18 protein-coding genes are annotated in these 23,690 nt (G+C 57.0%); 13 read left to right on the forward strand and 5 right to left on the reverse strand.

The features are described from left to right. Positions 1-2 precede the first annotated feature (2 nt). The 7 genes from ABJZ52_RS07685 to ABJZ52_RS07715 all read left to right on the forward strand — a co-directional run bounded on the left by ABJZ52_RS07685 (position 3) and on the right by ABJZ52_RS07715 (position 7,568). Entirely contained in the window at positions 3-1,079 is a 1,077-nt protein-coding gene (locus ABJZ52_RS07685) for a branched-chain amino acid ABC transporter permease (protein WP_348184530.1), read from the forward strand. Between the two features lie 109 nt (positions 1,080-1,188). Further along, a complete protein-coding gene (locus ABJZ52_RS07690; protein ID WP_348184532.1) occupies positions 1,189-2,517 on the forward strand; it encodes an ABC transporter substrate-binding protein in 1,329 nt (442 codons plus the stop codon). A 91-nt stretch (positions 2,518-2,608) separates the two neighbouring features. Then, the gene (locus ABJZ52_RS07695) at positions 2,609-3,451 is read left to right on the forward strand and encodes an ABC transporter ATP-binding protein (protein WP_348184788.1); all 843 of its coding nucleotides are present in this window, start codon (positions 2,609-2,611) and stop codon (positions 3,449-3,451) included. A 22-nt stretch (positions 3,452-3,473) separates the two neighbouring features. Next, the gene (locus ABJZ52_RS07700; protein ID WP_348184534.1) at positions 3,474-4,715 is read left to right on the forward strand and encodes an AMP-binding protein; all 1,242 of its coding nucleotides are present in this window, start codon (positions 3,474-3,476) and stop codon (positions 4,713-4,715) included. A gap of 167 nt (positions 4,716-4,882) precedes the next feature. Next, entirely contained in the window at positions 4,883-5,962 is a 1,080-nt protein-coding gene (hemH, locus tag ABJZ52_RS07705; protein ID WP_348184536.1) for a ferrochelatase, read from the forward strand. A 143-nt stretch (positions 5,963-6,105) separates the two neighbouring features. Then, positions 6,106-7,101 carry an SPFH domain-containing protein gene (locus ABJZ52_RS07710; protein ID WP_348184538.1) on the forward strand — a complete coding sequence of 332 codons (996 nt, stop codon included), beginning with the start codon at positions 6,106-6,108 and terminating at the stop codon, positions 7,099-7,101. Then, positions 7,098-7,568 (forward strand): NfeD family protein, encoded by a 471-nt coding sequence (locus ABJZ52_RS07715; protein WP_348184540.1) that lies wholly within the window; start codon positions 7,098-7,100, stop codon positions 7,566-7,568. The genes ABJZ52_RS07710 and ABJZ52_RS07715 overlap by 4 nt, the downstream gene beginning before the upstream one ends. Positions 7,569-7,596: 28 nt before the next feature. Here ABJZ52_RS07715 and ABJZ52_RS07720 read toward each other — a convergent pair whose 3' ends face one another. From ABJZ52_RS07720 to ABJZ52_RS07730, 3 genes are all read right to left on the reverse strand, one after another. Beyond that, positions 7,597-8,451, reverse strand: a complete 855-nt coding sequence (locus ABJZ52_RS07720; RefSeq protein WP_348184542.1) for a flagellar motor protein MotB — start codon at positions 8,449-8,451, stop codon at positions 7,597-7,599. A 30-nt stretch (positions 8,452-8,481) separates the two neighbouring features. Beyond that, a complete protein-coding gene (locus ABJZ52_RS07725) occupies positions 8,482-9,249 on the reverse strand; it encodes a MotA/TolQ/ExbB proton channel family protein (protein WP_348184544.1) in 768 nt (255 codons plus the stop codon). A 142-nt stretch (positions 9,250-9,391) separates the two neighbouring features. Beyond that, positions 9,392-10,408, reverse strand: a complete 1,017-nt coding sequence (locus ABJZ52_RS07730) for a KpsF/GutQ family sugar-phosphate isomerase (protein ID WP_348184546.1) — start codon at positions 10,406-10,408, stop codon at positions 9,392-9,394. A gap of 201 nt (positions 10,409-10,609) precedes the next feature. Between ABJZ52_RS07730 and ABJZ52_RS07735 the strand changes: the two genes are divergently transcribed. The 3 genes from ABJZ52_RS07735 to ABJZ52_RS07745 all read left to right on the forward strand — a co-directional run bounded on the left by ABJZ52_RS07735 (position 10,610) and on the right by ABJZ52_RS07745 (position 14,615). Beyond that, entirely contained in the window at positions 10,610-12,073 is a 1,464-nt protein-coding gene (locus ABJZ52_RS07735) for an outer membrane beta-barrel protein (protein ID WP_348199882.1), read from the forward strand. 166 nt (positions 12,074-12,239) lie between these two features. After that, positions 12,240-13,439, forward strand: a complete 1,200-nt coding sequence (locus ABJZ52_RS07740) for a lytic murein transglycosylase (protein ID WP_348184790.1) — start codon at positions 12,240-12,242, stop codon at positions 13,437-13,439. 36 nt (positions 13,440-13,475) lie between these two features. Beyond that, positions 13,476-14,615: a GDSL-type esterase/lipase family protein gene (locus tag ABJZ52_RS07745; protein WP_348184550.1), complete on the forward strand. Its 1,140-nt coding sequence runs from the start codon at positions 13,476-13,478 to the stop codon at positions 14,613-14,615. A 94-nt stretch (positions 14,616-14,709) separates the two neighbouring features. Here the strand turns inward: ABJZ52_RS07745 and ABJZ52_RS07750 are convergent, their stop codons facing one another. Together ABJZ52_RS07750 and gltB are read right to left on the reverse strand one after the other, a co-directional pair. After that, the gene (locus ABJZ52_RS07750; protein ID WP_348184552.1) at positions 14,710-16,152 is read right to left on the reverse strand and encodes a glutamate synthase subunit beta; all 1,443 of its coding nucleotides are present in this window, start codon (positions 16,150-16,152) and stop codon (positions 14,710-14,712) included. Between the two features lie 91 nt (positions 16,153-16,243). Beyond that, positions 16,244-20,980, reverse strand: a complete 4,737-nt coding sequence (gene gltB, locus ABJZ52_RS07755) for a glutamate synthase large subunit (protein WP_348184554.1) — start codon at positions 20,978-20,980, stop codon at positions 16,244-16,246. A 626-nt stretch (positions 20,981-21,606) separates the two neighbouring features. On the opposite strand from gltB, the gene ABJZ52_RS07760 reads away from it, so the two are divergent. The 3 genes from ABJZ52_RS07760 to ABJZ52_RS07770 all read left to right on the forward strand — a co-directional run bounded on the left by ABJZ52_RS07760 (position 21,607) and on the right by ABJZ52_RS07770 (position 23,652). After that, a complete protein-coding gene (locus ABJZ52_RS07760; RefSeq protein ID WP_348184556.1) occupies positions 21,607-21,906 on the forward strand; it encodes a DUF2282 domain-containing protein in 300 nt (99 codons plus the stop codon). Positions 21,907-21,980: 74 nt separating this feature from the next. Next, positions 21,981-22,883, forward strand: a complete 903-nt coding sequence (locus ABJZ52_RS07765; RefSeq protein ID WP_348184558.1) for a DUF692 domain-containing protein — start codon at positions 21,981-21,983, stop codon at positions 22,881-22,883. Further along, a complete protein-coding gene (locus tag ABJZ52_RS07770) occupies positions 22,873-23,652 on the forward strand; it encodes a DNA-binding domain-containing protein (protein WP_348184560.1) in 780 nt (259 codons plus the stop codon). The genes ABJZ52_RS07765 and ABJZ52_RS07770 overlap by 11 nt, the downstream gene beginning before the upstream one ends. Positions 23,653-23,690: the final 38 nt, after the last annotated feature.

The raw sequence follows: 23,690 nt of genomic DNA on the forward strand, positions 1-23,690 counted from the left end.
TCATGTTTTATCGCGAAGCAGGCCAGTTCAAGACCAGCTATGAGGCGGATCAGTCACTCTTTCCAATTCGGCAAGACCGGATCGGATTGGCCGTCATCTTGCTCGTCGCTTTCATCGTCGTTCCGCTGACCGCCAATGACTTCTTCCTGACGTCCATCATGATCCCGTTCCTGGTGTTCTCACTGGCGGCGATCGGCCTTAATGTGCTCACCGGATTTGCTGGCCAGCTGTCCCTTGGGTCGGGCGCATTCATGGGTGTCGGTGCCTACGCCGCATATAAGCTGACCAGCATTTTTCCAGACGTGAATGTCATTCTTCTGGTTCTGGTCTCGGGGGTGTTCTCCGCCGGCGTGGGGGCAATTTTCGGATTGCCCAGTTTGAGGATCAAAGGCCTCTATCTGGCTGTTACCACTCTTGCAGCGCAGTTCTTTCTCGAATGGTGCTTCATCCGGATACCCTGGCTCTACAACGACAACGCATCAGGAGCGATCGAGATTCCCAGACGCGAGATGTTCGGGGTGACGATTTCGGGTGCCGAAGCCACGCCGATCGCCCGATACTTTGTGGTGCTCTTCATTACCGTCCTCATTGCAGGATTGATCGCCAATGTGATGCGCGGACGGATCGGTCGGTCCTGGATGATGATCCGGGACATGGACATCGCAGCTGAACTGATGGGGATCAGGCCTCTTCAGACCAAGCTGATGGCCTTTGCCGTTTCTTCCTACATCTGCGGTGTTGCCGGGGCGATGATGGTGTTCTTCTGGCTGAACGCTGCCGAACCGTCATCCTACTCCATCACTCTTTCGTTCCAGATCCTGTTCATGGTCATTCTTGGCGGCCTTGGAAGTATCGCGGGATCCTTCATGGGCGCTGCGTTTATCTGGATCCTGCCGGTGTTCCTGAAATTTGTGCCAGGTGCGATTGGCATCGAGATCGGTGCCGAGACCGTCGAGCATCTGACTTTCATGGTTGTCGGCGCCCTAATCATCTTCTTTCTGATCGTTGAGCCGCATGGTTTTGCGCGGCTCTGGCAAATCGGGAAGCAAAAGCTTCGAGTGTGGCCTTTCCCCTACTAGGCAGCTGCACTCTGACAACGCCATCCGGACTTCGAACCTGTCCGGGGAGGAATGGCGCAACCGGTTCGGCGGTCGCAATATCAATCAGCGACTGCAAGGGAGGAAATGGATGAAGAACTTCAAGCAATTTGCGATTGGCTCGGCCGTCGCACTTGCCATCGGGGCATCCGGATACGTTGCGGAAGCCGCTGCAGAGGATGGCAACTATGTGCCGCTCCTGACCTATCGGACCGGACCTTATGCCGGATCCGGCATTCACATCGCCAACGGCATGAATGATTACCTTCAGATGCTCAATGAGCGCGATGGCGGTATCGGCGGCGTGAAGATCGTGATCGAGGAGTGCGAGACCGGCTACAACGCTCAAAAAGGCGTGGAGTGCTACGAGGCGACCAAGGGCAAGAATGCGGTTGTCTACAACCCCTACTCGACCGGGATTACTCTGCAGCTGATCCCGAAGGCAGCTGTCGACAAGATCCCGGTTCTGTCCATGGGTTATGGCCTCTCGGCTGCTGCGGATGGCAACACGTTCCCATGGGTCTTTAATGTTCCTGACACGTATTGGGATGGTGCTTCCGTTGCCATCAAATACATCGGCGAGCAGGAAGGCGGCCTCGAGAACCTTAAAGGCAAGAAGATCGGTTACATCTTCCTGGACGCCGGATATGGCCGTGAGCCAATCCCGCTGTTTGAGCAGATGGCTGAGAAATTCGGCTTCGAACTCGTCAAATATGCGGTTCCGGGCAAGGAAATGCAGAACCAGTCTTCTCAGTGGCTGAATGTTCGCCGCGACCGTCCAGATTACATGATCATGTGGGGTTGGGGGGCAATGAGCCCGACTGCGATCAAGGAAGCGGTCAAGATCCGTTACCCGATGGACAAGTTCATCGGTGTCTGGTGGTCAGCCGGGGATGACGACGCTGCAGCTGGCGGTGAGGGTGCCAAGGGCTACAAGGCCATGAACTTCTCCGGTGTGGGCAGCGACTATCCCGCTATTCAGGACATCAAGAAACTCGTTGTAGATGCTGGAAAGTCTCAGACCGATCCGAAGAGCATTGGCTCGACGCTCTATAACCGCGGTGTCTTGAACTCGGTCATCATTGCTGAAGGCATTCGTGCCGCGCAGCAACTGACCGGAAAGAAGGTCATCACTGGCGCAGACATGCGTGCAGGTCTGGAGACGCTTGATCTCACAAAAGAACGTTTGGCCGAACTCGGTCTGACAGGCTTTGCCCATCCGATGAAGGTGACTTGTGAAGACCATGCGGGAAGCCACCCTGTCTTTATCCAGCAATGGGATGGAGAAAAGTGGGCCGTTGCCAGTGGATGGATCGAGCCAATGAAGGACCTCGTTCGCCCGCTGCTGGAAGCTGCGGCAAAGGACTATGCAGAAAAGAATGCACCGTGGCCAAAGCGCACGGAAGCCTGCCCGAACTGATCGGTCAGCACGGCCCGTTGCGGGTCACCTGTCCCGCCGCATGTCGCGGCGGGGCTCTTTCCGGAGTGATTTGAGAATGTCGATCCAAGCGATGACCAAGCCGAACGACGCACAGGCCGTCGACGCGGGCGCAGAAACGATCCTGTCGGTGAACAACATCGAGGTGATCTATGACCACGTCATCCTTGTGTTGAAGGGTGTCTCCCTGACCATACCGAAAGGTGGCATCGTCGCACTTCTCGGTGCGAACGGCGCTGGCAAAACCACGACGTTGAAAGCGGTGTCCAACCTGCTGGGCGCCGAACGCGGTGAGGTGACCAAAGGCAAGATCCTTTTCGACGGCGATGAAGTGCAATCACTTTCACCCAATGAGCTTGTGCGCCGTGGATGCATACAGGTCATGGAAGGGCGGCATTGCTTCGGCCATCTTTCGATCGAAGAGAACCTTCTGACTGGCGCTTACACACGTAAAGACGGTGCAGCCGCGGTTCGCGCAGATCTCGAGATGGTCTACAATTATTTCCCGCGTTTGCGAGAGCGCAGGCAGAGCCAGGCAGGCTACACGTCGGGCGGCGAGCAGCAGATGTGCGCGATAGGCCGAGCCTTGATGAGCCGGCCCAAAATGATCCTTCTCGACGAACCGTCAATGGGCCTGGCACCGCAGCTCGTCGAGGAAATTTTCGAGATCGTCAAACAGCTGAATGACAACGAGGGCGTGTCGTTTCTGCTGGCCGAGCAAAACACCAATGTTGCCCTGAGATACGCGACCTACGGGTACATCATGGAATCCGGACGTATCGTGCTTGACGGAGATGCCAAGGCACTTCGTGAGAACGAGGACGTCAAGGAGTTCTATCTGGGCGTCGGTGGCGAGGGGCGTAAGTCTTTCAAGAACGTCAAGCATTACAAGAGAAGGAAGCGCTGGCTGGCCTAGTCCTGCAACGCGGAGACCTATCATGAGCGATGAAATGTTTGATGCGCGCGAGCGGGTGCCGCCTGCTCAGCGCGAGGCGGAGCTTTTTGCCAAATTGCCGGAATTTTTGGCTTTCGCCTGCTCCAATGCGCCTGGTTGGGCACGGCATCTTGCTGGCCAGAACCTATCGACCGTAACCGATCGCAACGCCCTTGCGTCACTCCCGGTCCTGCGCAAGGCAGATCTCTTGCGGTTGCAAAAGGCCGAGCCGCCGTTTGGAGGTTTCTTGGCTGGGGACCTGACCGGCGTCGAGCGTGTGTTCATGTCTCCGGGGCCGATTTGGGAACCGCAGGCAGTCGGCGAAGACCCCTGGAACGGTGCACGCGCGCTTTTCGCCTCCGGGTTCCGAAAGGGAGACGTGGCTTTCAATGCGTTTTCCTATCACCTGACACCGGGCGGCTTTATTCTTGATCATGGTGCGCGTGCTCTTGGCTGCACGGTCTTCCCTGCCGGGGTTGGCAATACTGACATGCAGGTTGAAGCAATCGGGGTGCTCAGGCCCTCTGGCTTCATAGGCACTCCGGATTATCTCAAGGTGCTTATTGACCGTGCCGCTGAACAGGGACGCGATGTATCGTCGATCAAGAGAGCCCTCGTCTCCGGCGGTGCTCTGTTTCCCTCGTTGCGGGAGGAATACGAAGGGGCTGGCATTTCCGTCGGCCAATGCTACGCGACAGCTGATCTCGGTGTCATTGCCTATGAGAGTGAGGCGCGTGAGGGCATGATCGTCAACGAAGATTACATTGTTGAAATCGTGCGGCCTGGTACCGGCGACCCTGTTCCGGAAGGAGAGGTCGGAGAGCTTGTGGTTACCTGTTTCAATCGGACTTATCCGTTGATCCGTTTCGGGACTGGCGACCTGTCGGCCGTGCTGCCAGGACAGTCGGCGTGTGGCCGTACCAACAGCCGTCTGGCGGGATGGATGGGGCGCGCGGATCAGCGTACCAAAGTCAAGGGCATGTTTGTTGACCCTGCACAAGTCGCCGAGATTGTTGAGGCGTATGGTGAGATCGAGAAAGTGCGCCTGACTGTCAAGCGTCTTGGCGAAAGCGACGACATGATGCTTTCGGTTGAAACCACTTCCACCGAGGACGAAAACTTGCGCGAAAGACTGGCGCAGTCCTTGCGCGATGTGACCAAGCTCCGGGGCACGGTGATGCTCGTAAATCCTGGTGCTCTACCGAATGATGGCAAGGTCATCAGTGATGAAAGGGATTACGGCTGAGAGGCCCTGAATGACCTGATTTCGGGTCTTGGGACGGCCTTGCTTTAATTTAGAATCGTTATGATCTAAAAGCTGAGCTGAAGCGTAAGGAATTATGCCGCACTGGTGATAGCTACCTGCGCAGTCTAATGATCCCACGAGACCCATAGAAATTCGCCGGAAATCTCATGACCGTTCAACCGACTTCACCCGTTTCTGCAGATGTTGCAGCTGAGATGCGGAAGGTTCACCTTCCATCTGACCATCCTTCGGTCAAGACCGGCAAGATTGGGGTTCTTCTGGTCAATCTTGGAACGCCTGATGGCACCAGCTATTGGCCTATGCGGCGCTACCTGCGTGAATTCCTCTCGGACAAACGGGTGATTGAGTGGCCTCGAGCCCTTTGGTATCCGATCCTATATGGCATTGTCCTGATGACGCGCCCCGGCAAATCGGGCAAGGCTTACGAGGAAATCTGGAACCATGAACGCGACGAGTCGCCGCTTCGTACGATAACGCGGAGCCAGTCCGACAAGTTGTCGAAGATCATGGGTGATCAAGGCGGGCGGCTGTCGATTGACTGGGCGATGCGGTATGGGAATCCGTCGATCCGATCGCGGCTCGAAGCGCTCAAGGCGGATGGCCGCGACCGCATTCTGATCTTTCCACTCTACCCGCAGTATTCGGCCGCAACTACGGCGACGGTCAATGACGAGGTTTGCAAAGCGCTTTTGGATATGCGTTGGCAACCTGCGATACGAACAGTTCCGCCCTATCATGATGACCCGGTTTACGTGTCCGCGCTGGCCAGGTCGGTGGAACAACATCTGGCCAGTCTGGATTTTGAACCTGATGTGGTGTTGACGTCCTACCACGGCATTCCGCAATCCTATTTCAAAAAAGGCGACCCCTATCATTGCCATTGTCAAAAGACGACGCGGTTGATGCGAGACGTGCTCGGCTGGAGCAAAGACAAGCTGCAGGTTACCTTTCAGTCGCGCTTTGGGCCTGAAGAATGGCTGCAGCCCTATACGGATAAGACCGTTGAGAAGTTTGCAAAGGATGGGGTCAAGAACATTGCGGTTATGAATCCGGGGTTTGTAGCCGATTGCCTTGAAACGCTCGAAGAGATCGCTGGCGAGGCCGGAGAGATCTTCGAAGAAAATGGCGGAGAGAATTTTTCCCATATCCCTTGCCTGAACGACAGCGATCTTGGGATCGAGGTTCTTGAGCATATCGTTCGTCAGGAGCTCGGAGGCTGGATCTGATCAGATCTAGCTACGATTACATCCGTCTAGGGGAGCCCAGTGCTCCCCTTTTTTGTGTCTCACCGTATCTCACGGGGTGGCCTCAACTGCGAAACAAACGCATACTTGGAGAAAGTCCCAAGCCTCGCACTTTGGAGCACTAAATGCCTCAGGAATTTTTCGGTTTCGATATCGTTTTGCTCGTGGTTCTGGTTCTCGTCATTCTGGTCATTTTCGCCGGAGTGAAGACGATACCGCAGGGCTACAATTATACCATCGAGCGTTTCGGCAGGTATCGGCGCACACTTGCTCCCGGATTGAACTTTATTATCCCGTTCATTGACCGCGTTGGCCACAAACTGAACATGATGGAGCAGGTGCTTGACGTTCCTTCCCAGGAAGTCATCACCCGCGACAACGCCACCGTGACAGCGGATGGTGTGACTTTTTATCAGGTGCTCGATGCAGCTCGGGCCGCCTATGAGGTGCTGGGATTACAGAACGCGATCCTGAACCTGACCATGACCAATATTCGGTCAGTCATGGGCTCGATGGATCTGGATCAATTGCTTTCAAACCGCGATGAAATCAATGCCCGCCTGCTCCACGTTGTCGATGCGGCTGCGGAGCCATGGGGCATCAAAATCACACGAATTGAGATCAAGGACATCAATCCACCGCGGGATCTTGTTGAGGCGATGGGCCGCCAGATGAAGGCCGAGCGTGAAAAACGAGCCTCGATTCTGGAGGCTGAGGGCAAGCGTCAGTCTGAAATTCTCAAGGCCGAAGGTGAGAAGCAATCCTTGATCCTGCAAGCAGAAGGGCGTCGTGAATCAGCATTTCGGGATTCAGAGGCACGCGAGCGGGAGGCCGAAGCCGAAGCCAAGGCAACCAGCATGGTGAGCAAGGCCATCGCAGATGGCGACGTGCAGGCGATCAACTACTTCGTTGCAAACAAATATGTTGAGGCATTCCGTGAACTGGCGACGTCCCGGAACCAGAAGACGCTGATCCTGCCCATGGAGTCGACCTCTCTTCTTGGTGCTCTTTCCGGTATCGGCGAAATCGCTAAAGAGGCCTTTGGGGATGCTGAAGGCAAAGCCGCACGACGTTCGGGAAGAGTGCCGAATGCAAGAACAGGCGAGGGAACCGACAATTGAGCATTGTTGAACGGCTGATCGCCGAACTGGGTCCATGGAGCTGGTGGATCCTTGGATTGCTGTTGCTAGGCCTGGAGATCCTCGCTCCTGGAACCATCTTCTTGTGGTTCGGCGTTTCTGCAATCCTGGTTGGAACGCTGGCGTTGTTTATTGACCTGAGCTGGCAGACAGCGCTGGTCATCTTTTTGGTCTTGTCGTTCGTTAGTTTGATCGTCGGTCGACGATTGATGGCCAAGCTGTCTTCAGAGGCGGGAGATCCGGGTCTTAACCGCCGCGGAAGCCGCTACATCGGCCGTGTTTTCGTGTTGGAAACGCCAGTGTCGCAAGGAGCTGGGAAACTATCCGTCGATGATACGGTTTGGCGCATCACCGGCCCGGACCTTTCAGCTGGCACGAAAGTTCGTGTCACCGAGATCGATGGCGCACGGCTGGTGGTTGAAGCTGCAGACGAGGCGGCTGAGGCTTAGGCCGTCGCGCGGCGATTTGCCTCGTTTGTCAGAGCTTGTGACCGGGGGGGACAGGCGGCGCTTCGGCTTTCAAAAGAATGCCGATCCGCCTGTTGGCTGCCAGATAAGGGTCATTCGGGAACATCGGCTCTGTATCAGCCTTGCCGATGACGCCAAAGAACTGATCGTCGGGCACGCCATACTCATTCAGGATTTGCCGGGCGACATTTGCGCGCTCGGTCGACAGGTCCCAACCTGTATAGGACGGGTCTGGTGACTGACGGCCAGCGGTCGTGTGACCGGTGATTTCGATCCGATTTGGCATCTGGGACAAGACGGGAGCCATCTTGGCCAAGAGGCGTCGCGTCGTCTCATACGGATACTTGGAGCCTTCCCGGAACATCGATCGCCCGTCCTGGTCGATCAGGAGGATGTTCAATCCTTCTTCCGTCTCCTCCAGAATGATGTTGCTGGAAATCTCGGTGATTTCCGGCATTTCTTGCCAAGCTTGCCGCAATGAAGCGGCAGCCGTCGCAAACTGGCGTGGTTTCTCGATTTCAGCTTCGGTGGTGTCGTGGGTGTTTGCCTCGGGTCCCTGCTTGCTACGGCTGTCGTGGCGCACTTGAGAAAAATCGGAATCGGCTTCCTGAGGGACTTGTGTGATGTCCTTCATATATTGACGGATCGGGATGCCCTCAACTTCGATAATGCCGGTGCGCTTGGATGTATCCTTCACACCGAATGCTTCGCGCATTGAGCCCGCTACCACCTGGAGCTTTTCCTTGTCCTGAATGGAAAAGGAAATGATCAGAACGAAGAAACACACAAGCAGAGACATAAGGTCGGCGAAGGTCACCAGCCAATCAGGGGCACCGCCGCCGCCTTGCTGCTTCTTTTTCGCCATTGAGTGCGTCCTTTACCGTTTGAGCGCGAGTTAGGCGGCGTCGGCCATTTCGGCGCGTGCCTTATCCGGCAGGTAGGCGATCAACATTTCCTTGATCAGCGCCGGGCTCTTGGATTCGCGGATCTGAAGCACGCCATCAATGATGAGGGTCTGGTTCACTTCGTCGACATCGAACTTGGCATCTAGTTTCTCAACCAGCGGCAAACAGACGATGTTTGAAATCAGAGCGCCGTAGAGCGTGGTCAACAAAGCAACGGCCATCGAGGGGCCAATGGCCGCAGGATCGTCCATGTTGGCAAGCATCTGCACCAGACCGACCAGGGTCCCGATCATTCCGAATGCAGGTGCAGAATCTCCGAGTGCCTTGAACACGCGTTTGCCCTCGGAAAGCCGCGTGAGCTGAAGGTCACGCTCGCGTTCCATGGACTCCTTGATGAACTCTAGCTCGTAGCCATCGGCGATGTATTGAACGCCCTTTGCCAGAACCGGATCAGACACGTCCACGTTTTCCAGGCCGAGTGGGCCGGACTTGCGGACGATTTCACCGAGGTTCGTAATTTCAGAGATCAGGTCCCGTGGGCTGGCGCTCTTGCCTGCAAGGGCGACCTTGATGCCTGTCCCGAAAGCACTGCCGATATCAGAAAGCTGAAAACGGATCAGCGTCGCGAGCAAGCCGCCCCCGATCACGATGAGCATTGAGGGCACATCTATGAACTGGCCGAAGCTTCCGCCCAGGAAAATCGCGGTCACAACAATGCCAAAGGCACCTATAATCCCGACTAGCGTCGCCAGATCCATTACGCACACCAAAAACTACAGGCTCGAGAGCCGTTACAATTTGATGTTCATTCTAAGGTCAGCAAGGCTAATCAATTCCTAACCGCAGAAACCTAAGTGCATCCTGTACGGTAGAATTCTAGCAAGTATCGTCAAATGCCCGCTAGGCGGCGCCAATGCGCAGCAGGTCATGCAAGTGAATGATGCCGACCGGACGATTGTCCTCCACAACGAACACTGTTGTGATTTCGGAGGCGTTGATCATCTCAAGCACCGATCCTGAAAGCGTCGACGGATCGATGGTCTTTGGGCCCTTGGTCATGATTTCCTCGACCGGCTTGTCCAGGAAATCCGTACTGATATGGCGTCGTAGGTCGCCGTCCGTGATGATGCCGATGAGGCGGTGCAGTTCATCAGCAACGCCCAGGACACCAAATCCCTTCTGCGACATCAGAACAATCGCATCGCGCATTGGCAGACCAACGGAGGCAAGGGGGACAGCATCACCGCTATGCATGATGTCTCTGGCGGTCTTCAGGCTGGCGCCAAGGCGTCCACCAGGGTGGAAGGTCCGGAAGTCCTGAGCAGTGAAGCCACGGTTTTCCAGCAGAGCAATTGCCAAAGCATCGCCCGTTGCCATCTGAACAAGAGCGGAACTCGTCGGAGCAAGGCCATGAGGACAGGCTTCTGTTACCGCCGGCATCTTCAAAACAATGTCTGCGGCTTTGCCAAGTGTGCTGTTTTCTCGCGATGTGATGGCAACCAGCGGAACCTTGAAACGTCGTGTGAAGGCAACGATGCTTGCAAGCTCCTGTGTCTCGCCAGACCACGAGAGGGCGATCACGACATCGTCTCGTGTGACCATGCCCAAATCCCCATGGCTTGCCTCGGCCGCATGCACGAAGAACGCAGGAGTACCAGTCGAGGCAAGCGTGGCAGCGAGTTTCACGCCGATGTGGCCGCTCTTGCCGATGCCGGAGACAATGACCCGACCAGGAATTTTTGAAATCAACTCTGCCGCTTCCACGAATGATGCGGACAGACCATTCTGTAAAGCGGCGCGCAATGCACTCAGACCAGCAATTTCAGTTTCAAGCGTGCGTTCTGCCGTTGCGAGGAAACTTGGCGTTTCTGATCGTGAGGCTGCCGCTGCTGCTGAATCCTTGGAAAGGTCTGGCATTGGGTATCCCTGCTCTTTTACTTGTCCCCACGCATCGTGTCTAAGCCAGGTTTGATTGAGGTGCAAGTTGAAGTGCGCACCTCATCTGCGGCACCGAGCGATATATTTTGCTCATCGCCGATTTGCGAAAATCAACAAACAATTAACTATGATTGGGCACTTTGGCGGTACGTTCCATCAGCCTTTGCAAACCGGATATAAATGCAACGCCTTCCGCTCATATTCGCAAGCTTGCTCATGATTTCAAGCAGTCTGGCCAGCGCCCAGGATCTTGGGGCGGGCCTGCGCGGTGGCCTGTCTTCCGACGATAGCGGCAGTTCTGATGGTCTGAACACCGATGATGAGGGAGCAACCGGGGCTGCCGACCCGGGTGTCTTTGCACTTCGCGGTTCTTCCAACGATGCGACAGCAGAGAACGGATCGACTGGGTTAAGCGGGGCCGGCCGGGTGTCGCCTGCCCGTCCGTTTGCTGACCGGCTGGCTGCGGTTCGTCGGCTGCAGTCTGCTGGGGGACCGACGCCGGTCGATAGTGCGTTCGATGGTGACACGAGCTTTGATCAGGCAGAAGGTATTCGTCTTGGCACTTTTACGATTTTGCCTGATGTCACGATCTCAGGCGGCTGGACGGACAATACCTCTCAAACAGCCTCGGGAAGCTCGGGGAAGCAATACACGATTGCTCCGAACATAGCGGCGTCTTCTGGCTGGTCGCGTCATCAGTTGGACCTGGCTCTGCGAGGCAGCTATGTCAGCTATCCGGATGCGTCTGATGACGATGACCCGAACCTCACCGCATCAGCGGTCCTTCGGCTGGATCTGAACAGCCGGACCACCGTCAACGGCACTGCGTCCTATACATATTCTCGGGAGGACGCCTCGAGTGCTGAAAGCTCTGGAGACAATGATGACATCCATCAGCTTTCTGCAGGTCTCGGCGTCACACGGGACGCTGGCCTGCTGGCTGTGACCTTGCGTGGGGCGCTCGACCGAAATGTTTACACCGCGGATGACGATGGCAGCACCTCGAGTGGGCGCGACAACTCGCTCTATTCTGCCAATTTGCGACTAGACGCAAACACCGGTGCGTCGCTTTCGCCATTTGTTGAAGGTTCTCTCCTGGTCCGCCGGTATGATCGAAGCTGCAGCGATTCCATTTGCGAGAAGCGGGATGCAAATGGCTATCAGCTCCGCGGCGGCGTGAACATTGCATCAGGGCCAAAACTGTCAGGAGAGATTGGTGCCGGGTGGCGAATTGAAGATCTTGATGACGCGCGTCTGGACAGCCTCTCTGGAATGGTCGTGGATGCATCGCTGGTGTGGTCGCCGACACGTCTGACGACCGTAACCGGTGGTCTTGGAACGAGCTTCGAAGCGACGGACATCGACGGTGCGTCCGGCTCGATCATCTACTCCGGCGACCTGCGGGTCGCCCATGAGTTCAGTGATCGTATCGTTGGAGAAGCGGGTGCGGGGTACAATTACCGAACCTATCAGGGCGCCTCTATCGAAGAACAGACATTCACAGGTCTGGTCGGGATGACGTTTGCCCTGACGCAGAACATCGCTCTTCGCACTGAGTACAGCTATCAGAAATTCACCAGCTCGAGCGAGGGGGCCGATTATGACCAGAACACGATTCAAGCTGGTGTCCGGTTCCGTCACTGACGGTGTGAAACCGGCTCAACGACATGATTCTGCCGTGAGGCGGTGCCAGCATCTCACAAATCGAGCAGCTGGTTTTGAAACAGGAAGGCACTGGGAGGCCTCTATGAAAACTCTGGGAAGTTTCGCCGTGCCAATGATCTCGGACATAGCTAAGAAGTGGGCAGAAATGCGCCGAATTTCGTTGACACTTTTGGTAACCACTTTTGCTGCGCTTTTTTCGGCGGCTGCAATCGCAGACCAGAGATTTGACCGATTTGTTGCGGACTTCTGGCCAACTGCGAAGGCTTCTGGCATTTCGTCGTCGACTTACCGTTCTGTGTTTACGGGCATGGACCCGGATCCTGACACGCTACGACTGATGGAAAAGCAGTCCGAGTTCGTAAAGCCGGTCTGGGACTACCTTGATAGTGCCGTCTCCGAGGCGCGGGTGACCCGTGGTCGCGAGCTTTTGACTGAATATGATACTGTTTTGCGGAATGTCGAAGCCCGATATGGCGTTGACCGCGAGGCTGTATTGGCCATCTGGGGCATGGAGACCAACTACGGTGGCTTCATGGGCAAGCACAACGTTATTCGAGCGCTTGCAACCCTCGCCTATGCTGCCCCGCGGCGAACCAAATTCTGGCGTAGCGAACTGGTGAAGGCATTGTCTATCGTGCAGGCTGGCCATGTTCGTTTCAGCGATATGGAAGGTTCCTGGGCAGGGGCGATGGGCCACACTCAGTTCATGCCATCCAGCTGGGAAGCTTATGCCGCTGATTATGATGGTGATGGGCGGCGCGACATCTGGACGTCAGTTCCGGACGCGCTCGCGTCGACCGCCTATTATCTGAAGAAGCATGGATGGCAGACCGGCAAGACATGGGGCTATGAGGTTGTTCTGCCGCGCTCCTTCGATTTCCGTCTGGCGGATGATGATACGAGCCTGACGCTGGGTGATTGGCGTCGTCAGGGTGTTCGCCGGGCGAACGGGCGTGACTTTCCGCGGCCAGGTGACAAGGCAATCCTGGTCATGCCGGCCGGTGCCTCCGGACCGGCCTTTCTAATGCTGCGCAATTTCTACGTGATCAAGCGCTACAACAACGCGACCGCCTACGCACTTGCGGTTGGTCATCTGGCCGACCGGATTATCGGCGGTGGGACGCTGGCTGGCGACTGGTCGCGCGAGTATATGCCTCTCTCAAGGTCCGAGACGGCTGAGCTGCAGTCGGAGCTGAACCGACGCGGATTTAACGTTGGCGCAGCAGATGGCCGGATCGGTCCCGCGACCCGGCGTGGCATTCGAGCATATCAAATGGCGAGGGGATTGATCCCCGATGGTTATGCTTCTGTGGTTTTGCTGGCAAGGATCAAACTGGACAGCTAGAATTGCCGGCAATGCACTCCGGTTGGGACAGTTCCAGTGGCTCTTAGTCAGCTTGGCGCAAATTTCTCTCTGTTGGCTAACATTCGGCGCGCGTGCCTGATCGCGCTCACGCTTGTCTTTTGCGCGTCGATCTTTGGCGAGGCGATGGCGCAAAGCTCGGGAGCTGTTATCCGACCGGCGCCTGGGAAGTCGAGAAGCTTCAATCCGCTCAGTCCGTTTTTGAAGATGTTTGGTGTGGAGACCAGAAAGCGCCGCACCACGAGATCCAGGCCTGCGGATACAAGCACCCGTCGCACTTCGAGTGCGGCTACGCCACGTTTTGTCGAAACCCCCAAGGACCCTGATGCCGGCATTATTCTGGTCGTTGGGGATCGAATGGCTCGGGGTGTCGCCGATGGCCTTGCGTTCACACTTGCCGACAAACCCATGGTTCGTGTTGAAACCCTGACCGAGGACAAAAGCGGCCTTGCGGGCGACAACGCTCCGGACTGGAACGCACGTGTTCTTGCGAAGGTGCGCGGGGCCGACGTCAAAGCCGTTGTCATCACAATGGGCCGAGAAGATCTGGGCAAACGCTTTCCGTCCGAACCGCCGATAGAATTTGGTGTCGATGGCTGGTGGTCGACCTATGAGAAGAAGGTCGGCAGCCTCGTGAGAACCATCCGTCAGGAGCGCAAACCGGTTCTTTGGGTGGGTCTGGCGCCGACAGGCAATGCGCTTACCAACACCGACTTTGTCTTGTTGAACGAGATCTTTCGGGGCCAAACGGAAGCCGAGCGCGGATATTTCATCGATCTTTGGGACGTGTTTCTGTCGGATGCAGGCGAATATTCTTCTTACGGTCCGGACGTGGACGGCAAGAACCTGAGGCTGCGCACCAACGATAAAGTCGGCTTTACCTGGGCAGGATATCGGAAGGTCGCGTTCTTTGTTGAACGCCAGCTTTCACGTCTCCTTGGAGGCTATGGGGGCCTCGCTTTCGAGGGCGTCGAGGATGACCCTGATTTCATCGTTTTAACTGGGCGAACCACATCCCCGGAAGATGTGCTGCTTGGCGGTGATGTCGATCAGGAAACTGGTGAGGGTGAAACCCTGGCACACCAGTATTTCGTTGAGGGCAGGCCACTTCAATCAGTGGCCGGCCGCGTCGACAACACGGCACGGATTTCTCAATAGCGGGTGATTTCGGAATTTCGGTCTCGTCAGCATCAACCGAGCAAACAAAAAAGGCTGCCGTTTGGCAGCCTTTTCGTCAATCGTACTGAGAGTTCTAGACTGGCAGATTGGTCGAGCCAGTGAGGAACTTGTCGACAGCCCGTGCGGCCTGCCGTCCTTCCCGAATGGCCCAGACAACCAGTGACTGACCACGGCGTACGTCGCCTGCGGCGAAGACCTTGTCGATGCTGGTCTTATAATCTTCCGTGTTGGCTTTCACATTTGTGCGGCCGTCCAGCTCGAGCTTTTCGCCCGCCTGAGCGATATAGGTGTCGAGCCGAGGACCAGAAAAGCCGATTGCTGCGAGAACGAGATCTGCACGAAGAATGAACTCGGTGCCCTCGATTGGACGACGTTTTTCATCCACGCGCGCGCATTTTACGCCAGTCACATGTCCGTCTTCGCCGACAAGCGCGAGGGTTGCTGCCGAAAACTCGCGTTCAGCGCCTTCCGCCTGGGACGAGGATGTTCTGAATTTCGTTGGCCAGTAGGGCCAAACTGTCAGCTTGTCTTCCATCAGCGGCGGAATCGGCCGGATGTCCAGCTGTGTGACGGACAGCGCGCCTTGGCGGAAAGCGGTGCCCACGCAGTCTGATGCGGTATCGCCGCCACCGATCACGACAACATGCTTGCCTGCAGCCCAGATCGGGGCCTCATTGCTTGTGGCGCTAATTTCCGGCTCACCGCCGACACGGCGATTTTGCTGAACGAGATAGGGCATCGCCCAGTGGCAGCCCTCCAGCTCCATGCCACCGACTCCTGGATCGCGAGGGCGTTCCGCACCAGCGCATAGAATCACGGCGTCATGGCGCTCTGCGAGTTCATCGAGAGACACCGTGCTGCCTACATCGACGTTGTAATGGAAGGTGACACCTTCGGCTTCCAGTTGCGCCACACGCTTGTCGATGTAGTGCTTTTCCATCTTGAAGTCTGGAATGCCATAACGCAGCAGGCCGCCAGCCTTGGGTTCGCGCTCATAAAGGTGAACCGTATGACCGGCGCGAGCCAGCTGTTGTGCAGCAGCCATTCCCGCAGGGCCGGATCCCACCACGGCGACTGCCTTGCCGGTTTTGGATGCTGCCGGCTCGGGGACAATCCAGCCCTCGGACCAACCCTTGTCAGCGATGGCTTGCTCAACGGACTTGATGTTCACCGGAACGTCTTCAAGGTTGAGCGTGCAGGCTTCTTCGCAGGGCGCAGGGCAAATACGACCCGTAAATTCCGGGAAATTGTTGGTGGAGTGCAGATTCCGCACTGCTAGCTCCCAGTCACCCTGGAAAACAAGATCGTTCCAGTCTGGAATCTGGTTATGAACCGGACAGCCGGTCGGTCCGTGGCAGAACGGAATGCCACAGTCCATGCAGCGTGCTGCCTGGCGCTGAACTTCATCTTCGGCCAGAGGGATGGTGAATTCCCTGAAGTGGCGAATACGGTCGGAGGCAGGGGCGTATTTCTGTTCCTGCCGATCGATTTCCAAAAACCCGGTTACCTTGGCCAAGGTGACCTCCTCATAAGTCTCTTGTCACATTGTCGGCTGCGACCGGGCATTGGAAAATGCCCGAGAGCCGGTTCAAGTCCAGATTTACGCGCTATTCCGCCGCCACCATGCCGAGGCGCTTCTCCTCCATTTCACGGAGCGCACGGCGGTATTCGACAGGCATGACCTTGACGAACTTGGGACGATAAGTTGCCCAGTCATCAAGAATGGTCTGCGCCCGCGTCGAGCCGGTGTGAAGCACGTGCTTGGTCAAAAGCTGGCGCAGGCGTTCATCGTCATGGCGGGTCATGTCACAGCTGACGTCGACGCGGCCCTTATGCTCGATATCACCGCCATGGTGATGCAGCTTTTCAAGCAAGTCGTCTTCTTCAGACACAGGCTCGAGTTCAACCATTGCAAGATTGCACCGGCTGCCGAACGTACCATCTTCGTCCAGAACATAGGCGATGCCGCCCGACATGCCGGCCGCGAAGTTGCGCCCGGTCTGGCCAAGAACAACGATAACGCCGCCGGTCATGTATTCGCAGCCGTGATCGCCTACACCTTCTACGACGGCGAGAGCACCCGAGTTGCGCACCGCAAAGCGTTCACCAGCCACACCGCGGAAGTAGCATTCACCGGTGGTGGCTCCATAGAGCACGGTGTTGCCGACGATAATGGAATCTTCGGGTACAATCCGCGTGTTCTGCGGAGGCCTCACTATGATCCGTCCGCCCGACAAGCCTTTGCCGACATAGTCGTTGGCATCGCCTTCCAGGTTGAGCGTAACGCCCTTGGCAACAAAGGCGCCGAAAGCCTGGCCGGCGGTGCCCTTGAGCATGATTTTCAGGGTGTTGTCGGGAAGGCCTTTGGCGCCGTAGCGCTTGGCAATCTCGCCAGAGAGCATCGCGCCGGCGGATCTGTCAACGGAGCAGATTGTCTCTTCAACGATCGTCGGTTCCTTGGACTCCAGTGCAGGCTTTGCCGCAGCGATCAGGCGACGATCGAGGATGTCCGTGATCGGATGTTCCTGACGCTCGGTCCAGCGCGTTTCTTCCGGCTCGGCTTCCGGCTGGAAGAAGATACGGCTGAAGTCGAGGCCCTGAGACTTCCAGTGGCTGATTGCCTGTTCCTTGTCGAGGAAGTCAGACCGGCCGATGATCTCGTTGAGGTTCTTCGCTCCTAGAGCTGCCATCAGTTCGCGCAGTTCTTCTGCGACGAAGAAGAAGTAGTTGACGACGTGCTCAGGTGTGCCCTTGAACCGTTTGCGCAGGACCGGGTCCTGGGTCGCAATGCCGACAGGACAGGTGTTGAGGTGACACTTGCGCATCATCAGGCAGCCAGCGGCGATCAGCGGCGCTGTCGCGAAGCCGAACTCGTCCGCGCCAAGCAGGGCACCGACAAGGACATCCCGGCCTGTGCGAAGGCCGCCATCGACCTGCAGGGCAACGCGTGAGCGCAATCCGTTGAGAACCAGTGTCTGCTGGGTTTCAGCCAAGCCGATTTCCCAAGGGCTGCCGGCATGTTTGATCGAGGTCAGCGGCGAAGCGCCTGTTCCGCCGTCAAAACCCGAGACGGTGATGTGATCCGCGCGAGCTTTCGCGACGCCTGCGGCAACTGTGCCCACGCCGACTTCAGACACGAGCTTGACCGAGATGTCGGCCGCCGGGTTGACGTTCTTCAGATCGTAGATCAGCTGGGCCAGATCTTCGATCGAATAGATGTCGTGGTGCGGTGGCGGTGAAATCAGGCCAACACCTTGCGTCGAGTGACGGACCTTCGCGATGACCGCATCCACCTTGTGGCCTGGCAGCTGCCCGCCTTCGCCGGGTTTTGCACCCTGGGCGACCTTAATCTGGATCATGTCGGAGTTGACCAGATACTCGGTGGTCACCCCGAAGCGGCCAGAAGCAACCTGCTTGATTGCAGAACGCTGCGGGTTGCGGGAACCGTCGGGCAACGGATTGAACCGCTCCGGCTCCTCACCGCCTTCGCCGGTGTTGGACTTGCCACCGATCTCGTTCATTGCGATCGCGAGCGTGGAGTGCGCTTCGCGGGAGATTGAGCCAAAGGACATGGCGCCGGTCACAAAGCGTTTGACGATGTCTTCTGCCGGCTCAACTTCAGACAGGTCGATCGGGTTGCGACCCAATTCGTCCGCGCCCTTGATCCGGAACATGCCCCTGATGGAATAGCGGCCAGATTCCTTGTTCACCATGTCGGCGAAAGACCGGTACATGTCCGGTAGCTTTGAACGGACGGCATGCTGAAGGACGGCAATGGAGTCCGGTGTCCACATGTGGCTCTCGCCGCGCATGCGATAGGCATACTCACCACCGATCTCGAGCGAGCGACGCAGAACGGCCACATCGCCGAACGCTTCATCGTGGCGTTGAACGGTTTCGGAGGCGACTTCGTGCAGGCCGACGCCTTCGATCGTTGTCGCGGTGCCCGAGAAATACTTCTTCACGAACTCGCTCGACAGGCCGACAGCGTCAAAAATCTGCGCGCCGCAATAGGACTGGTAGGTGGAGATGCCCATTTTGGACATGACCTTCAAGATACCCTTGTCGATCGATTTGATGTAGCGCGACGCCACCTCGCCAGCATCGACTTCCTCAGGGAAATCGAGTTCGGCATGCATCGAGAGCAGGGTCTCAAACGCGAGGTAAGGGTTGATTGCCTCGGCTCCGAAACCGGCCAGAACACAGAAGTGATGGACTTCCCGCGCTTCACCGGTTTCGACGACAAGGCCGACCGATGTGCGCAAACCCTTGCGGATCAGGTGATGATGAACCGCTGCGGTAGCCAACAGGGCTGGCAGGGCGATCCGCGTGCGGCTGATCAGGCGGTCGGAAAGGATAATGATGTTGTCGCCGTACCGGACAGCTTTCTCGGCGCGCTGACAGAGTTCTTCCAGGGCAGCTTCCATGCCCTCGGAACCCTTTTCAGACGAATAGGTGATGTCGAGCGTTTTGGCGGAAAACTGATTGTCACCAATCTCGCCAATGGCACGGATCTTCTCCAGATCTTCGTTCGTCAGGATCGGCTGACGTACTTCCAGGCGCTTCGACGAGGACAGTCCCTTGAGGTCGAACAGGTTCGGGCGCGGGCCAATGAAGGACACGAGGCTCATCACCAGCTCTTCGCGGATCGGATCGATCGGCGGATTGGTAACCTGCGCAAAGTTCTGCTTGAAATAGGTATAAAGCAGCTTCGACTTGTCGGAGAGTGCCGACAATGGCGTGTCGGTGCCCATGGAGCCGATGGCTTCCTGACCAATGGTCGCCATGGGTGTCATCAGCAGCTTGATATCTTCCTGGGAGTAGCCGAATGCCTGCTGGCGATCGAGAAGGCTCTCGCCGGCAACAGGCGCGCGGCCACGAACTTCCGGCATGTCTTCAAGAACGATCTGAGTACGGTGCAGCCAGTCCTTGTAAGGATTGGCTGTCGACAGCTCCCGCTTGATTTCGTCGTCGGAAACAATGCGGCCCTGTTCGAGATCGATCAGGAGCATCTTGCCAGGCTGAAGACGCCACTTGCGCACGATACGCTCTTCGTCAACCGGGAGAACGCCGACCTCAGAAGACATGATGACAAAGTCTTCGTCAGTGACGATGTAGCGTGCTGGGCGCAAGCCGTTGCGGTCAAGTGTTGCGCCGATCTGGCGTCCATCGGTGAACGCAACGGCAGCCGGGCCATCCCACGGCTCCATGATCGCGGCATGGTACTCGTAGAAGGAGCGGCGGTTTTCATCCATGAGCGGATTGCCGGCCCAGGCTTCCGGGATCAGCATCATTGCCGCGTGGGCGAGCGAGTATCCGCCCATCACGAGGAATTCAAGGGCATTGTCAAAACAGGCCGTGTCCGACTGACCTTCATAGGAGATCGGCCACAGTTTCGAGATATCGTCGCCGAACAGCGGTGACGATACGGATGCCTGCCGCGCGGCCATCCAGTTGACGTTGCCGCGCAGGGTGTTGATTTCACCGTTGTGGGCGACCATCCGGTAGGGATGGGACAAGTCCCAGGACGGGAAGGTGTTGGTCGAGAAGCGCTGGTGTACCAGGGCGAGCGCCGAGATGAAGCGCTCGTCCTTCAGGTCCTTGTAGTAGGCACCCAGCTGATAGGCCAGGAACATGCCCTTATAGACAATCGTGCGGCTCGACAGGGAAACGTTGTAAAAACCCTTCTCAACCGCGTCGGTCTCCGCACGGATTGCGTTGGAAATCACCTTGCGCAGAACGAAGAGGCGACGCTCGAATGCGAGTTCATCTTCGTTTTCCGCGCGCCTGATGAAGACCTGGCGCGAGACGGGCTCGGTCGCTGCAATGTCAGGGGCTTTTGACAAGGAAGAGTTGTCGACGGGAACATCGCGCCAGCCGATGAGGCTTTGACCTTCGGCGTCGATTGCTCGTTCGATGATTTCCTCACACTTGGCGCGGAGGACATCGTCCTGAGGCATGAATAGGAAGCCGACGCCATAATCGCCCTGCTTGGGCAAGGTGATGCCCTGTGCTGCCAGTTCTTCGACGAAGAATGAATGAGGGATCTGTACCAGCATGCCTGCGCCATCGCCCATCAGGGGATCTGCGCCAACGGCTCCGCGGTGGGTCAGGTTCTCCAGGATCTGCAGGCCATCTGCAATCACGCGATGGGACTTTTCGCCCTTCATGTGAGCAATGAAGCCGACACCACAAGCATCGTGTTCGCGCGACGGGTTATAGAGCCCTTTGTCGGCGGCCTCGCCCAGTCGCGTGGCCAAAGAAGAATTGGTGACGGTGGTGTTCTCCGCTTCCAGTCCTTCGGCCTGCATGGCTGTGCTGGTCGTCAGCTCTGTCTTCGTCATGTGCGCCCTCACGTTTGCCCCAGTTTTACCGTAGCTAAAGCGTCGGGTCACGTTCGGGTCGCGTTCCTGTCCGGACGCGGCTCGTGCGACGACCCTGGCTGCCAGCCTCGGCTCTGTCGAAATATCTAACGTTTCGCCCCCATTAAAGCGAACCGTCGCATTGACGCAGCAGTTGCGTACTGCCACCGAGTGCCCGATCTCCGCCGGGCCTTCGCTTCAGAATTGCCCCGATTTGGCAATTCTCTGGTCGGCTCGGGATGAAAGCCTGTTTCTGTCCGCGCTTTTAAGCTGCCACAATCCGGGCGCGCTAAAAGGGACAGTGGTCCTGTCCTATTCCGAGCGGCGCGAACATGCCAGATTTCGAAGCGAGGAGCAAGAGCGTTTATATACTCTAAAATTATATTTGTTTCGCCTCTCAAGTTGCGAGTGGCCAATTTAATAAACTTAAACGCATTAGCGAGTAAGAATGTTGCGCGGCCGCGTTTGGGGATTGCTTCCTGCTCTCCCAAAGGTCACGGCCGTTTGATTTCCTATTGATGGAAGAAATGCTCATTTCTTTCTCATGACACGGCTGAATCAGGAACGAAGCCTGTCGTGTTCAGAGATCCTAGACGGAGGAAGTTTCGATGCAGAAAAAGGTCATGACTGCCGCGATCGTCGCGGGCGCTGTTGCAACAGCAGTTGCCGGTGTTGCGGCGCCAACAGCTGCGAACGCGCAGGCCAAGGAAAAATGCTACGGCGTTTCCCTGAAAGGCAAGAACGACTGCAAGGCAGGTGCAGGCACGACGTGCGCAGGCACCTCTACGGTTGACTATCAGGGCAATGCATGGACCCTCGTACCAAAAGGAACCTGTGTTTCCATGAAGTTGCCTGATGGCCGCAAGGGTTCTCTGACTGAACTCGACCGCGACCTTCCGAAAGCATAATATAGCTTTCATCGATCGTGTCCGGGCCGGGGAGACCCCGCCCGGAACCATCTCAATGCCCTATGAGTAGTCTGATGTCCCACTCATCCGCCGAGGAAATGTCCCGGGCCGACAGAGTTACGCCCCGGTTGCCGGCGAGAGCCGGTGCGGGTCTCAAGGGAGAGCATGTGCCGCAAATTCTCGAGGCCAGGCCAGATATCGGCTTTTTCGAGGTGCACGCTGAAAACTACATGGGCGCTGGTGGTGTGCCCCACCGCCAGCTCGAGGCTATCCGACGCGACTATCCGATATCTTTGCATGGCGTAGGCCTTTCGATCGGTGCGGAAGGACCGCTGGACACTGCCCACCTTCAGCGCCTCAAGTCTTTGAATGAGCGTTACGAGCCGGGTCTCTTTTCTGAGCACCTGGCCTGGTCGACCCATGACACGACCTACTTCAATGACCTCCTTCCGGTGCCCTATGACGAAGCGACCCTGTCGCGCGTTTGCGAACACATAGATGTGGTGCAAGAGACGCTCGGACGCCGGATGCTTCTCGAAAACCCGTCGACCTATGTTGCTTTCGAACAGAGCTCCATGACCGAGCTTGAATTTCTCAAACGGATTGCCGAGCGCACGGGCTGTGGATTGCTCCTGGACGTCAACAACGTCCATGTTTCTTGCGTCAATCATGAGAGATCTGCAGAAGACTATCTGGACGCTTTCCCCATGGCTGCGGTGGGGGAGCTCCATCTTGGAGGACATGCTCCGGATGTGGATGATGCAGGCCGACCGCTGTTGATTGACGCTCATGACCGGGCCGTGGACGATGCAGTCTGGCGACTCTACGAAAAGGTGATTGACCAGTGGGGCCCGCTGCCGACATTGGTCGAGTGGGACAATGACGTTCCCGCATGGCCCGTGCTGCTGGCAGAGGCCGAGGCGGCCGACTGTATTTTGGCTCGACGTGGAAAAGAGGAGGCGCGGCTTGTCGGCTGACGGTCAACCCGCTGCACCAGCTCTGCCTGCGTTCAGTGAGGCCCTTCTGGACACGTCCTTGCCAGTTCCAAGCGGTGTCATCGGGCCTGATGGAAAACCTGCGCCCAAGCGGTTCAGCGTTTATCGGAACAATGTCGTCGTCAGTCTCGTTGAAGCGATCGAGCAGACATTTCCCGCAGTCCAGCGCATGCTTGGAGAAGACTACTTCAAGGCGCTCGCGCGGGTGTTCGTTGTCGGGAACCCGCCGACATCACCGGTCCTGATGTGGTATGGGGCTGAATTCCCCGCCTTTTTGGAGACGTTCGAACCGTTGGCGGCTTATCCCTACCTCGCAGATGTTGCGCGGGTCGAGTGGAGTTGGCTGCGGGCGTATCACTCAGAAGATGCCATGCCGCTTTCTCCAGGAGAGCTTGGCGAAGTTGCCCCTGATACGCTTGGCAACATGACGCTCAAGATCCATCCGGCAGCAATCCTTGTGGAATCTGCCTGGCCAATCCTGTCCTTTGTGGCTGCGAACAGGTTTTTGCCGGATGATGACATGGCCATCGATCTGAATGATGCGCAAAGTGTTCTGATTACACGCCCGGATCTGGATGTGGAATTAATGCTCCTGCGTCCAGGAGGGGTTTTGTTTCTGGAGCAATTGACCTCGGGATCCACATTGGGCCAGGCGGCTGAGGCCGCAAGTGCCGAGGTTGAGAGTTTTGACCTGTCAGGTGTTCTGACAGATTTTTTATCCGCAGGGGTCTTTCGCACCTTTGCATCATGATGCTGTGCCGGCTTGGTTCTGGTCGCAATGCCAATTGG

The sequence above is a fragment of the Roseibium sp. genome (assembly GCF_039982295.1).
GTDB lineage: Bacteria > Pseudomonadota > Alphaproteobacteria > Rhizobiales > Stappiaceae > Roseibium.

Coding starts and splice junctions, on each gene's coding strand:
- ABJZ52_RS07690 (WP_348184532.1), top strand. CDS start 1,189: ATGAAGAACTTCAAGCAATTTGCGATTGGCTCGGCCGTCGCACTTGCC.
- ABJZ52_RS07725 (WP_348184544.1), bottom strand. CDS start 9,249: ATGGATCTGGCGACGCTAGTCGGGATTATAGGTGCCTTTGGCATTGTT.
- hemH (WP_348184536.1), top strand. CDS start 4,883: ATGACCGTTCAACCGACTTCACCCGTTTCTGCAGATGTTGCAGCTGAG.
- ABJZ52_RS07760 (WP_348184556.1), top strand. CDS start 21,607: ATGCAGAAAAAGGTCATGACTGCCGCGATCGTCGCGGGCGCTGTTGCA.
- ABJZ52_RS07730 (WP_348184546.1), bottom strand. CDS start 10,408: ATGCCAGACCTTTCCAAGGATTCAGCAGCAGCGGCAGCCTCACGATCA.
- ABJZ52_RS07700 (WP_348184534.1), top strand. CDS start 3,474: ATGAGCGATGAAATGTTTGATGCGCGCGAGCGGGTGCCGCCTGCTCAG.
- ABJZ52_RS07765 (WP_348184558.1), top strand. CDS start 21,981: ATGTCCCACTCATCCGCCGAGGAAATGTCCCGGGCCGACAGAGTTACG.
- ABJZ52_RS07740 (WP_348184790.1), top strand. CDS start 12,240: ATGCGCCGAATTTCGTTGACACTTTTGGTAACCACTTTTGCTGCGCTT.
- ABJZ52_RS07710 (WP_348184538.1), top strand. CDS start 6,106: ATGCCTCAGGAATTTTTCGGTTTCGATATCGTTTTGCTCGTGGTTCTG.
- ABJZ52_RS07695 (WP_348184788.1), top strand. CDS start 2,609: ATGACCAAGCCGAACGACGCACAGGCCGTCGACGCGGGCGCAGAAACG.
- ABJZ52_RS07735 (WP_348199882.1), top strand. CDS start 10,610: ATGCAACGCCTTCCGCTCATATTCGCAAGCTTGCTCATGATTTCAAGC.
- ABJZ52_RS07720 (WP_348184542.1), bottom strand. CDS start 8,451: ATGGCGAAAAAGAAGCAGCAAGGCGGCGGCGGTGCCCCTGATTGGCTG.
- gltB (WP_348184554.1), bottom strand. CDS start 20,980: ATGACGAAGACAGAGCTGACGACCAGCACAGCCATGCAGGCCGAAGGA.
- ABJZ52_RS07685 (WP_348184530.1), top strand. CDS start 3: ATGTTTTATCGCGAAGCAGGCCAGTTCAAGACCAGCTATGAGGCGGAT.